Source organism: Polynucleobacter sp. Latsch14-2, from assembly GCF_018881925.1.
In the GTDB taxonomy this organism is placed as follows: Bacteria; Pseudomonadota; Gammaproteobacteria; order Burkholderiales; family Burkholderiaceae; genus Polynucleobacter.
Genome location: NZ_JACVPL010000005.1, coordinates 25,434 through 38,349 on the forward strand (window position 1 = coordinate 25,434; position 12,916 = coordinate 38,349).

The following is a 12,916-nucleotide window of genomic DNA, read 5'->3' on the forward strand; positions in this document are numbered from 1 at the left end:
GCTTCACTTCAAGCGATTTAAGTCGCCCAAGCCCAAAATTTAATTTCCCAGTGCCTTAGAAATCACCTCCCTGACATCAGCAGACAGGGTCTTGCAGGCAGCCACTTCTTCCAAATAAGCATGCATCTTGCCTTGATAGGGTTGGGCAAAAAGGCGCCAACGGTCTAAGGCCCTCGCTAAGCGGGCTGCAACCTGAGGGTTAATTGGATCGAGCGCCAATACCGCCTCAGCCCAAAAAGCATAACCACTACCATCAGCTTGATGAAAGCTTGCGGGATTAGCCATACAAAATGCATGAATCACACTGCGCACACGATTGGGGTTGTTCATCTTGAATACATCATGCTCCCGCAAGCGATATACATCTGTCAGAGTTAGCTCAGCGCCATCCACTGGCGGACGACTCGATTGCAAAGCAAACCACTTGTCCACCACCAAAGGATCATCAGCAAAGCGTTGATAAAAATCAGCTAGACATTCTTTTGCATCTTTTGATCCGTGTATCACCAAGGCGGCTAGCGCAGCATAACGATCAGTCATGTTGTCAGTAGTTTTATATTGATTGACTGCCATTGCGGACCAGATTGACGCGTCCGCCTCCAACAGCATACTTAAAGCCAAATTCTTCAGGGCACGCTTGCCTGCGCTGATGGCATCAGGCTTAAAGCCGTCAGGCGTTTGCATTTGTTGATAAAGAGCAGCCCATTCCAAGCATAAGCCACTAGCTAAGGCCCGACGAAATGAACGCCTAGAACGGAAGATTTGTTGCGGATCAACGCTAGCGCACTGCTCATACAAATAGGTTTCAGCTGGAAGGGTTAGCGCAAGCTCTTTAAATGCGGGGTCTAACTCGGGATCCATTAAAAGATTGCGATAAGCATTCATTAATTTCTCATCGGGCAAACGATTTTCTAAAATCATTTGCATGGCTAATTTCTGCCCAGACTCCCAACGATTAAAGGCGTCATCATCACTTGTGAATAGGGTCAATAAATCCGCTTCAGCTTGAGAAAAATCTAAATTAATTGGGGCTGAGAAATTTCGGTTAATCGACAGAACTGGTCGCTCATCGATATTCTCAAAAGTCCAGGTTTGCTTCGCCTCTGTGAGTTCGAGCAATTGCTCTTCATGATCATTGGCGGCAGCTAACAAACGCATCTTCAATGGAATATGAAAAGGCCTCTTCTCGGGCTGACCGGGGCTTGCCACACAGGTTTGACTTAAGGTAAGGTGATATTGTTTTTTAGCTGCATCGTATTCTTCTTCGACCCTAACGCGCGGGGTACCAGCCTGGCTATACCAATTTTTAAATTGGTTTAAATCGCGCTCGTTGGCATCAGCCATTGCCGCCAAAAAGTCGTCACAAGTAACCGCCTGACCATCATGGCGCTTGAAATACAGATCCATCCCCTTGCGAAAACCATCAACGCCCAGCAGGGTTTGATACATGCGCACAACTTCAGCGCCCTTTTCATATACGGTTACCGTGTAGAAGTTATTAATCTCTTGATACTCGTCAGGACGAATGGGATGTGCCATGGGTCCCGCATCTTCTGGGAACTGAAGTTGTCGCAAAGTACGCACATCCTCAATACGCTTTACTGCCCTGCCAGATTCACTACCCATTTGATCAGCAGAAAACTCTTGATCCCGAAAGACTGTCAGACCTTCTTTTAGTGAAAGCTGAAACCAGTCCTGGCAAGTCACACGATTACCAGTCCAATTATGAAAATATTCGTGAGCTACAACACTTTCAATATTGGCGAAGTCAATATCCGTCGCAGTCTCTGGCTGTGCTAATACGTACTTAGTATTGAAAATATTTAGGCCCTTGTTTTCCATGGCGCCCATATTAAAATCGCTCACCGCCACAATCATGAAGCGCTCAAGATCCAACTCTAAACCGTAGCGCTTTTCATCCCAATGAATCGAGGCAATCAAGGAGTCCATCGCATGACGGGTTTTCTTGAGGTCATGTGGCTCAACCCAAATTTGCAATAATTTTTTTGCGCCGCTACTAGTGGCAATCGTTTCTTCAATGCACTCCAGCTTGCCAGCCACTAGGGCAAATAAATAAGATGGTTTTGGAAAAGGGTCTTCCCATACGGCGCTATGCCAGCCGTTTGGTAACTTTTCTTTACTAAGTAAGTTTCCGTTAGCCAACAATACCGGGCACTCAATTTCGCGTGCACGCAAGGTCACGCGGAACTTGGCCATAACATCAGGTCGATCAAGGAAATAAGTAATTTTTCTAAAGCCTTCCGCCTCACACTGCGTGAAGAAATTCCCATTAGAAACATACAAACCCATGAGCGACGTATTTTTCTCGGGAATACAGATGCAAATGATTTCAACCACAAAGAGGTCTTTGCCATCATTGGGTAGCGAATGAATGCTCAGTGTTTCAGGTGTTAATTCAAAATGGCGATGTGCTTCACCATTGATACGCAAGCTCACAAACTCGAGCTCTTGCCCCTGCAACACCAAAGGCATTCCAACCTCATGATGCTTACCTGGCAATACTTCAAGCCGACTTTTAATAATGGTTCTTGCGGGATCTAATGCGATATCTAATTCGACTTGCCCGAAGGTGTAATTTGGAGGGCGGTATTCGAGCCTGCGAAAGCTCTGCGGCAGATCAGTTTTCATAAAAGCAATTTTAGTCGCCCTTGAACTTAACTCCAGATTAGTGTGGCGACCCCAATTGCAATGAATGTGACCGCTGCAACTGCGTGCACCCACTTGATTGGCATGCGCTTAGTAAATTTTTGACCCGCCCAAACAGCCGGCACGTTTGCCAACATCATCCCCAAAGTAGTGCCAATTGTTACCGATAAAACATCTGAATATCTTGCGCCTAACGCAATGGTTGCGATCTGGGTCTTATCACCCATCTCAGCCAAGAAAAATAAGCCAATCGTCAGTAAAAATACCTGGAACGCTCGGTCTGCTACCTTGCTACCTTCAGCATCATCGATATGATCTGGCACCAAAAGCCATAAACCGATACCCAGAAAACTGAGGCTTAAGACCCATTTGAGGACTTCTGGGTTCATTAAAGTTGTTAACCACTCACCCAGAAAGGCAGCGCAGGCATGGTTTGCAATGGTGGCAATAAAAATACCGCCAATAATTGGCAAAGCCTGCTTAGGGTAACGAGCCGCCAACATTAAGGAAAGTAATTGGGTTTTATCCCCCATTTCCGCCAAGGCAACTACCCCAGCAGACAGCGTTAGAGCAGAAAAGTCCATATATTCAGTTAGTTAGGTATTTTCTATCAATATTGTTAATTAATACAATTTGGCTATTAAGCCTCTGCGTCCTACACTTACGAACATACAAAAAGTGATGAATGTCACCCACAAGCATAGAGGATAAAAATGACAACTCGCGAAGGTAGTTTAGAAGCCCCGACCCGCCACCCCTTGGATTGGCAAAATCCAAAGTTCTATGACAAGGCCGATCTTGAAAATGAGATGGAGCGCGTATTTGATCTGTGTCATGGCTGTCGTCGCTGTGTCAGCCTCTGTGGCTCTTTCCCTACTCTGTTTGATTTGGTGGATGCCACTGAAGATTTGGAGATGGCACAAGTGGATAAAGCGGATTACCAACAGGTAGTAGATCAATGCTACCTCTGCGATGTTTGCTACATGACCAAATGCCCTTATGTACCACCACATCCTTGGAATATCGACTTTCCCCATTTGATGTTACGCGCCAAAGCCGTGAATTTCAAAGATGATAAGGCTACTTTCCGCGATAAATTGCTTTCCTCTACTGATAAGTTAGGGCACTTCGCAGGCATTCCAATCGTGACTCAGGCGGTGAATGCCGTCAACAGCACAGGCCTTGCGCGTTTAGTAATGGAAGGGGCTCTAGGGGTTGATAAAAATGCTTGGATTCCAGAATACGCCAGCAAGACCTTCCCTCAGATTGCAGAAAAATCAGAAAACTTGCCAGCCATTGATGGCAAAAAGACTCCTGGCAAAGTTGCCATTTACGCTACCTGCTATATCAATTACAACGAACCTGGAATTGGTCAAGATTTGATCAAGGTTCTCAAACACAATCGAATCCCATATGAGCTAGTAGATAAGGAGGCCTGCTGCGGCATGCCTAAGCTGGAGTTGGGCGATCTAGAATCTGTCGCAGAAAATAAAGAAAAAAATATTCCCAAGCTGGCTAAATTAGCCCGAGATGGTTATGCCATCTTGACACCAATTCCTTCTTGCACGCTAATGTTTAAGCAAGAGCTTCCATTGATGTTCCCGGATTGCGAAGATACTCAATTAGTTAAAGAGGCCATGTGGGATCCGTTTGAATACTTCGTTGCGCGCAACTCCGATGGGCTTCTCAAGACTGATTTCAGCAAAGAGTTAGGTCACGTCAGTTATCACATGGCTTGCCATTCTCGAGTACAAAATGTCGGGCAAAAAACAGCTGAAGCCCTGCGCCTAGTGCCAGGTACAGAAGTAAATGTTGTCGAGCGTTGCTCTGGCCACTCTGGCACATGGGGAGTGAAGAAAGAGTTTCATGAAATGGCAATGAAGATTGGCAAACCTGTGTTTAAGAGAATGGCAGAAGAAGAGCCAAACTACATCAGCTCTGACTGCCAACTTGCTGGTCACCATATCGAACAAGGCATGGAAGAACTCGGCCTACCTAAATCAGAAATGGCGCATCCACTGACATTGCTTGCAAAAGCATATGGTCTATAAATTGAGAAGCTAACAGAATAGGAATATAGCAGTATGGGAAAAATTACACGCGATAGCCTCTTAAGCCTTGAGGCATATCACAAGGAGCGCCCCGCTTTTCGTGAAAAAGCAATTACAGAGCGTCGCTTGCGTACGGTTCATCTTGGCGATCATCTCACTATGATTTTTGAGAATGAATTTTTAATGCGCTACCAGATTCAAGAGATGTTGCGCGTAGAAAAAACATTCGAAGAAGAAGGTATGCAGGATGAACTAAATGCCTATAACCCCTTAGTGCCAGATGGCTCTGATTTCAAGGCAACGATGATGTTGGAATACCCTAATGAGGCAGATCGCAAAGTAGCGTTAGCAAAATTAGTGGGTATTGAACATCAAATATTTATTGAGGTCGAAGGTCAGCCACGCGTATACGCCATTGCTGATGAAGATTTGGAGCGCTCCACACAAGAAAAGACTTCAGCAGTTCATTTCATGCGCTTTGATCTCACAGATGATATGAAGATAGCCTTGAAGGCTGGCGCCCAGATGATGGTGGGTTGTGACCACAAGGAATACCCCATGCATGTCAAAACCCTCACACCTGAAACGCTAGCCTCCTTAGTTTCCGATCTAAGCTAATACCATACTAAGCAGTCAACAGCTCTTCGGCTGACACAAAGTCCAGTCGTTGAGCTTGCGCTACAGGCTCAGAAGTAAGCATGCCGCGATGCACACTCAAGCCATTGCGCAAATGATGGTTAATAGACAACGCCTTAATCACTCCACGGTTGGCCAATACCTCCACAAAGGGATAGGTTGCATTCGTTAGAGCAAAGGTTGATGTTCTAGCAACCGCACCTGGCATATTCGCAACACAATAATGAATCACCCCATCCACTAGGAATGTGGGGTCTGCATGTATAGTGGGCTTGGAGGTTTCAAAACAGCCACCCTGATCAATCGCTACATCCACCACCACCGATCCGGGCTGCATTTTGCGCACCATGTCGTGAGTGACTAACTTTGGCGCGGCCGCACCTGGCAATAAGACTGCGCCAATGACTGCGTCTGCAGTACAAACTTCTCGCTCAACCAAAAGAGGGTCAGAGTAAAAAGTTCTAACCCGGTTGCCATAAAGGGCGTCAATCTGACGCAAGCGCTCAATATCACGATCGAAAATACAAACGTCTGCTCCAATACCTACAGCCATTTGCAGAGCATTCCGCCCAACAACTCCACCACCCAATATCACCACTTTGGCAGGGGCAACCCCGGGAACGCCTGCCATCAATACACCGAGTCCTCCATGTGTTTTTTCTAGGTGTGATGCCGCCGCCTGAATAGACATCCTGCCCGCTACCTCACTCATCGGTGCCAAAAGCGGAAGAGCGCCATTCATAGAAGTGACCGTTTCATAGGCTATACAGCTTGCACCAGAGTTAATCAAAGCTTGGGTTTGCGCAGGGTCTGGCGCAAGATGTAAATAGGTAAACAAGATTTGCTCCTCGCGCAACATCGCACACTCTTGCGGCTGAGGTTCTTTTACTTTAACAATCATTTCTGATTTGCTATACACCTCTGCAGCACTATTAATTAAAGTAGCGCCCGCAATACGATAGGACTCATCGCTTAAGCCAATCTGTGCACCAGCACCCCGCTGCACTAGAACTGAGTGCCCTTGCTTACATAGCCCACGAACATTTCCAGGGGTCAGCCCTACGCGAAATTCATTGTTTTTAACTTCTTGAGGTACACCAATAATCATTTCAATCTCCTTTATTTAAATTCACGACTCAACTTTGTTTTGCGGTGCAGTCCAGCGATATAAAACATCACGTAATACACAGCTAATAAGCATGGCCCCAATACCAAGGCAATCCGTGCATCCTCATGAAAGCCCATCAAGACCACTACTAGGCAAATAAAAGCCAATGCAAACCACGAGGAATACGGAGCCCAAGGCGCTTTGTAGCTAAGTTCAGCAACTTGAGTCGCAGTTAAGGATTTGCGGAATTTCATCTGCGTGATCAGAATGGAAATCCAGACCATCAAACCAACAAAAGTCACGGCAGCCATGATGTATTGGAAGGCTTTATCAGGGACAAAGTAGTTCAAAACTACGCCTGTCATACAGACCGCAACAGTAGCTATCACAGCACGATGTGGCACACCATACTTCGATAGCTTGGCAAATGACGATGGGGCATAACCATTGGCAGATAAGGCATATAACAATCGTCCACCACTAAAGATACCTGCATTACACGATGACAGTGCTGCCGTGATGACAACAAAGTTAATCAGGCCAGCTGCTTCACGCAAACCAATGCGCTCAAACATCACAACAAATGGACTACCCTGTTGGCCAATTTCACTCCAAGGGAAGATTGCCAGAATAACGAGGATCGCACCCATGTAAAAAATCAAGATTCGCCATGCCAATGAATCAATTGCCATTGGTATGGTTTTGCGTGGATTTTCAGCCTCACCAGCAGATAAACCAATCATCTCAATACCAACATAGGCAAACAGCACCATCTGCAATGACAGCAACATTCCAGAAATCCCATTCGGGAAAAATCCACCATGCTGCCAGAGGTTACTTAAACCAATCGGCTGCCAATCATTCGTAAATCCAAAGAGAATGACTGAACCACCTAGTGCAATCATGGCAACAATTGCGACTACTTTGATCAAGGCAAACCAAAACTCAAATTCTCCAAAGACTTTGACAGCAATCAGATTAATGAGACCCATCATCACAATCGATGAGAGCGCCCAAATCCATTGGGGCGTCTCAGGAAACCAAATTCCCATTGAGTTTATTTATTAACAACAATTTAACATCTAGTATTTAGACAAATTGAGGGTAAATTAGGAGCTCAAGAGCGCCCTGGGGGTTCTTTTAAAACCAATCCCGACTTTTCAGGTACCCAACCCCCATGAACCAGAGGCTCCAACTAGAGGCAAGTTATCAGAATCTCTATCTATGTTTTTTAAAACGATTTAGGCTTTATCAATGCGTCAAAAAAAGCTACTGCGTAGATTAGTATTTTTAGCGCCATGAATCCGCGAACCTAAATTTTATTTTTTGGAATTTAGGCGAATGACTGCTTTGAGATGGTGATCTGCCTTTGACCCTACTTAAGCACCGCTGGCAGAATCCGACCCAAAGCAGCTATTTGAAAAGGCTATTTTTGCAGCAAGATTACCCGTTTGGAGCGTTACTTGCCTTCTCATATGCAGCTAACTTGGCCTTTAAATTACGCTCCTCCTGGAAGCGCTCAGTCTCATCCCGGACAACCGCAGCTATAGCAATAGGTTGATTTTGATCATCAAAAAGCATACTCACTGAAAAAGCAATAGAAATAGAGCGACCATCTTTATGGACAGCAGGCACTCTCAATAAGGTATTTCCATACTTTGTCACACCAGTCTGAATGGTATGAAAATATCCTTTTGAATGGCGCTCTCTAAAACGCTCGGGCGTAATAATACTGAGAGTTTTTCCTAGGGCCTCGTCTGAGCTATATCCAAAAATACGCTCGGCGGATGCGTTCCAAAACAAGATATTCTCATCTCGATCGGAAATAATCACAGCCTCGCCAATTTGGCTAACAAGTGTTTCGAAATCTATAGCGTTTGGCATTTTTAAACTCTATTTTTAAGTAATTTATGACTAAGCATACCCCAATAAAAAACCACCCGAAGGTGGTTCTCAGGGGCGCATCTATTTTTAGTAAGTCTTGTAAGAAAGGTACTTACCTGACAGCACTACTTGAACACGATCGCCCTTTGGATCAGGCTCGCGCTGGATATCCATTGAGAAATCGATTGCACTCATAATGCCATCGCCAAACTCTTCATGGATTAACTCTTTAATAGTAGTGCCATAAACACTCACAATCTCATACCAACGATAGATCAATGGGTCTGTTGGAACGGCGGTTGGCAGAGATCCTTTATAAGGAACAATTTGCAACCAAGCCATCTCTTCATCAGTCAAATCAAATAACTTACCAGCGGCTTCAGCCTGCACCTTAGTAAAGGTCATTTGACCTAAACAGCCTGCAGTAACCCACTCCTTTGATTCTCCTATTGCTTTTGCAATATCACTCCACTTCATGCCATTGCGAACTTTGGCTTCGATAATTTTTTGTGTAACTACTGAACGATCCATCTTTTTCTCCTAGTTTTAAGTTTTAGTTTATTAAGCAACAACCGCATCAACACCTGGAAGCACTACTACAGGCTTGTAACCATCCAACTCACCCTTAGCTCCTTTTACCTGTAGATCCTTTGATCGATTGACCAGAAAATCTACTAAATGGTTTCGCATTGGGTAATACATAGCATCATGATGTAAATTGGCCCGCTTTCTTCCTTTGGGCAAAGTGTTGACAACGATTTCAGCGATACGTGCATTAGGGCCGTTGCTCATCAGCATAATTTTGTCAGAAAGCAAGATTGCCTCATCAACATCGTGGGTGATCATAAATACAGTTTGATTTGTTTCTTTGCAAATTTTGAGTAGCTCATCCTGAATAACCCCACGAGTTAAAGCATCCAAGGCTCCGAATGGTTCATCAAGTAGTAGCATTTTTGGCTCAATTGCAAAGGCTCTTGCAATACCAACCCTTTGCTTCATACCGCCAGATAATTCAGATGGTTTTTTATTTTCAGCATTTACCAAGCCGACCATTGCTAGATACTTTTTGGAATGCTCAGTAATCTGCTCTTTTGACCAATCGGGATACTTTGACTTCACTGCAAAAGCCACATTCTGCAGTACTGTCATCCACGGCATTAATGCATGCCCTTGGAATACAACTCCACGCTCTAAACCAGGGCCCTGAATACGCTTACCAAGCATGATGGCATCGCCGCCAGTTGCTTCTTCAAGACCAGCAAGCACATTCAAAATAGTAGTTTTGCCACATCCGGAATGGCCGATGATACAAACAAACTCTCCTTTTTCGATTTCAAAATCTATTCCTTCAAATACTGGAGGTGCGTCAGCTTTATACGACTTGCTGAGGTTTGAAACTTTGAGGAATGTATTTTCAATCTGCATACGAAACCGCCTTTTGTAACTTGCCAAATGCTGTATCTAGCAACATTCCAACAATACCAATTAAAAGAATTGCAAAAATAACACTGGAGAGCGATAGGTTATTCCACTCATTCCATAAGAAGTAACCAATTCCGGTACCACCAACAAGCATCTCAGCAGCAACGATCACTAACCAGGCAATACCCATGGATATGCGCATACCAGTCAAAATGGTTGGTGCAGCAGCAGGAAGAATGACTAAGAATGCCTTACGTAAAGGAGAGACTTCCAATGTCTTGGCAACGTTTAATAATTCTTTACGTACATTAGCAACTCCAAATGCTGTGTTGAGGAGCATTGGCCATACGGAACAAATAAAGATCACAAAGATTCCAGAAATAGCAGAGTCTTTGATGGTGTAGAGCGCGATAGGCATCCAAGCCAATGGCGAAATCGGCTTCAGAATTTGAATGAATGGATTAAATGCCTCGTAAGCCAATGGTGACATGCCGATCCAGAATCCAAACGGAATAGCTACTATCATCGCCAACAAGAATCCTAAGGCAACACGCGCCAAAGAATAGGCCAGTTGAATACCAATTCCCTTATCGTTCGGACCATTGTCATAAAAAGGGTGTGACAACTGCTTATAGATAGTCTCCCCCATCTGCGTTAAGGTTGGAAACCCAGTTTTTTGAACAGGCTCACTACCGCCCTGACCCATGAGGCTGTTGTACTCACTAGAGCCAGTTGATACCCCAGGCGGCGGTGTAACTTTTTGTGTTGTAGCCATATGCCAGATAAATAAGCACATGAGTAAAATCACAACCGATAGAATTGCGCCTTTAACCTTAATTGATACTGTTTTCATTCATTTACCTTACGTTCATGCTTTATTAGTTTGAAAAGATTTCAAATAGGCTGCTGGCTGACTAGGGTCAAACTCTTTACCCATAATCTTGTCTTTTTTGTATCCCACTTTAGCTAATGGTGGAACTGCAATGCCAGTCTCACCCATATACTTTTTAGCGTCGGTCAACAAGAATACTTTTTCAGAGATGTCCTTGTAATTCACATCGCCTTTGACATAGCCCCAGCGCTGCATTTGGGTCAACATCCAGGTTGCCATGGAGTACCAAGGAATTGGGTTGAAGTCGATGCGATCTGGTACGTTTTGCACATTGCCTAGACCATCTGCAAACTTACCAGTGAGAACCTGCATTACAACTGTCTCGGGCTGGTTAAGGTAATTTGGCGTAGAAATTACTTTAGCAATTAAAGGTCTATTCGCAGGATCACGCGCCATCGTAGAAGCATTTAAGACTGCACGATAGAGGGCTGCAAAGGTGTTTGGATTCTTACGGATAAATTCTTCTGAGGTTCCAAAAGCACAGCAAGGGTGACCATCCCAAATCTGCTTAGTCAGGATGTGTATAAATCCGACCTCGTCATACACTGCGCGCTGGTTAAATGGATCAGGCCCTAAAAAACCATCAATATTGCCAGCACGTAAGTTAGCCACCATCTCTGGTGGAGGTGTAACGCGAATCTGAATGTCTTTATCTGGATCTAAGCCAGCTTGAGCTACGTAATAACGCAGCAAGAAGTTATGCATTGAGTATTCAAATGGAACAGCAAACTTCATGCCTTTCCAGTTTTTCGGATCACGATTATCTTTATGCTTGTTAGCTAACGTAATAGCCTGACCATTCACGTTCTGAATTGTGGCCACACGCATCTGAGAAGGATCAGAACCCAAGCCCATTGACATTGAGATCGGCATTGGTGATAAAAAGTGTGAGGCATCATGCTCTTTATTGAGCATCTTGTCACGAATTAAAGCCCAACCTGCGGTCTTATTAAGCGTAACGTTCAGGCCTTGTTTTTTATAAAAACCTAGTGGGTCAGCCATGATGAGTGGAGTCGCACAAGTAATTGCGATAAAGCCAATTTTTAGGTCTGGTTTTTCTAATGGCGCTTTTTCTTGTGCCATTGCCTGCAAGGACCCTACTGGCAAGAAGCCTGAGAGAGCGCTCATTGCTCCGCCTACTCCAACAGCCTTTAAAAACGCGCGTCTACGATCTTCTTGAGGAAAAAGAGCCTTAACTAAGCTGGCCTCAACAAAATCTGCGCTTTGCTGCTCGGCATGCATCATTGCTGAAAGCGAGTTTGCATGATCTAACTCAGATGCATGCTGTCCACAGCTACAGCGGTTGCTAAACAGAGGTCTATCTGGATCAAATGGACGATATGAATTCATTTATAGCTCCTAGTAAGTAATTAAGATGCCGCTTGAAATACGTTGAAATGATTTTGTGACTCGATTAATGGGATAAGCGTATGCAGTTTTTTTCTATAAACCTCTCCGACCATCACCACAACAGGTTGCTTATCTAAAAAATGATGATGAACATCACCAAAGCGCAGTTCATCTAATGTGCAGGCGAAACTGCGTTGCGTTGGCAGGCTGACCGATTCCATCAAGCAAACAGGTGTATCTACGGTGTAGCCCTGAGCAATCAATGTTGTCGCAACCTCAGATAGCTGATCACGCGCCATATAGTAAATAGCGGTTTTATGATCTTCATGTGCGCAACGGCCAGGAAGAGTAGTCAGCGTCAGGGTTCTACTTAACTCTCTCGTAGTTGGAGGCTGCTTTAATTCTGCCGAGGCCGCTAAGGCAGTAGTGATGCCTGGAACAATCTCATAGCGCACGTTTGCTTTCTCAAGAGCGTCAATTTCTTCCTGCGCACGACCAAAGATCATCGGATCCCCGCCTTTTAGGCGCACAACTACTGAGTATTTGCCTGCAGCATCCACCAATTGCTTGTTAATGAAGTGCTGAGAGCTTGAATGCGATCCGCATCTTTTCCCTACCTGCACCATCCTAGTGCCAGGACACCACTCCAACATAGAAATATCAATGAGTGCGTCATAAAAAACAATGTCTGCCTGAGCCAAAATTCTTGAACCCCGAACAGTTATGAGATCAGAGGCTCCAGGCCCAGCACCAATGAGGTAGACGCCAGGCAACGCCCCATTAAATTTGGGTGCTTTGGCTGTTCTTGGTGCAATTTGTTCCATGCATCATTTGTAACAGTCGGCAATAGCCCTAAATTCTCTACGTGAACCAAAAATGCTCATGCTTTGATTTGGTGCACCAATA

Annotated in this window: 12 protein-coding genes; 2 read left to right on the forward strand and 10 right to left on the reverse strand. The window is 44.7% G+C overall.

Annotated elements, in window-relative coordinates; translation table 11 throughout:
- Window positions 1-39 precede the first annotated feature (39 nt).
- A complete protein-coding gene (gene pepN / locus ICN46_RS05950; protein WP_216205940.1) occupies window positions 40-2,649 on the reverse strand; it encodes an aminopeptidase N in 2,610 nt (869 codons plus the stop codon).
- A gap of 26 nt (window positions 2,650-2,675) precedes the next feature.
- A complete protein-coding gene (locus tag ICN46_RS05955) occupies window positions 2,676-3,251 on the reverse strand; it encodes a TMEM165/GDT1 family protein (protein ID WP_216205942.1) in 576 nt (191 codons plus the stop codon).
- A 129-nt stretch (window positions 3,252-3,380) separates the two neighbouring features.
- On the opposite strand from ICN46_RS05955, the gene ICN46_RS05960 reads away from it, so the two are divergent.
- Together ICN46_RS05960 and ICN46_RS05965 are read left to right on the forward strand one after the other, a co-directional pair.
- Window positions 3,381-4,718 carry a heterodisulfide reductase-related iron-sulfur binding cluster gene (locus ICN46_RS05960; RefSeq protein ID WP_216205946.1) on the forward strand — a complete coding sequence of 446 codons (1,338 nt, stop codon included), beginning with the start codon at window positions 3,381-3,383 and terminating at the stop codon, window positions 4,716-4,718.
- Between the two features lie 33 nt (window positions 4,719-4,751).
- Window positions 4,752-5,336, forward strand: a complete 585-nt coding sequence (locus ICN46_RS05965; RefSeq protein ID WP_216205949.1) for a DUF3501 family protein — start codon at window positions 4,752-4,754, stop codon at window positions 5,334-5,336.
- Window positions 5,337-5,343: 7 nt separating this feature from the next.
- Here the strand turns inward: ICN46_RS05965 and ald are convergent, their stop codons facing one another.
- The 8 genes from ald to cobA form a co-directional block, all read right to left on the reverse strand.
- Complete coding sequence (gene ald, locus ICN46_RS05970) at window positions 5,344-6,462, reverse strand: alanine dehydrogenase (RefSeq protein WP_216205952.1); 1,119 nt, start codon at window positions 6,460-6,462, stop codon at window positions 5,344-5,346.
- An 11-nt stretch (window positions 6,463-6,473) separates the two neighbouring features.
- Window positions 6,474-7,514, reverse strand: a complete 1,041-nt coding sequence (locus ICN46_RS05975) for an amino acid permease (RefSeq protein ID WP_255538767.1) — start codon at window positions 7,512-7,514, stop codon at window positions 6,474-6,476.
- Window positions 7,515-7,905: 391 nt separating this feature from the next.
- Window positions 7,906-8,346 (reverse strand): PAS domain-containing protein, encoded by a 441-nt coding sequence (locus ICN46_RS05980; RefSeq protein WP_011902834.1) that lies wholly within the window; start codon window positions 8,344-8,346, stop codon window positions 7,906-7,908.
- An 87-nt stretch (window positions 8,347-8,433) separates the two neighbouring features.
- Window positions 8,434-8,877, reverse strand: a complete 444-nt coding sequence (gene cynS / locus ICN46_RS05985) for a cyanase (protein ID WP_011902835.1) — start codon at window positions 8,875-8,877, stop codon at window positions 8,434-8,436.
- Between the two features lie 30 nt (window positions 8,878-8,907).
- A complete protein-coding gene (locus ICN46_RS05990; RefSeq protein WP_216205954.1) occupies window positions 8,908-9,771 on the reverse strand; it encodes an ABC transporter ATP-binding protein in 864 nt (287 codons plus the stop codon).
- Window positions 9,761-10,621 carry a nitrate ABC transporter permease gene (gene ntrB, locus ICN46_RS05995; RefSeq protein WP_071465701.1) on the reverse strand — a complete coding sequence of 287 codons (861 nt, stop codon included), beginning with the start codon at window positions 10,619-10,621 and terminating at the stop codon, window positions 9,761-9,763. The genes ICN46_RS05990 and ntrB overlap by 11 nt, the downstream gene beginning before the upstream one ends.
- Window positions 10,622-10,636: 15 nt before the next feature.
- Complete coding sequence (locus ICN46_RS06000; protein WP_215311195.1) at window positions 10,637-12,010, reverse strand: CmpA/NrtA family ABC transporter substrate-binding protein; 1,374 nt, start codon at window positions 12,008-12,010, stop codon at window positions 10,637-10,639.
- A 20-nt stretch (window positions 12,011-12,030) separates the two neighbouring features.
- Window positions 12,031-12,834 carry a uroporphyrinogen-III C-methyltransferase gene (gene cobA, locus ICN46_RS06005; RefSeq protein ID WP_072582323.1) on the reverse strand — a complete coding sequence of 268 codons (804 nt, stop codon included), beginning with the start codon at window positions 12,832-12,834 and terminating at the stop codon, window positions 12,031-12,033.
- Window positions 12,835-12,916 lie beyond the last annotated feature (82 nt).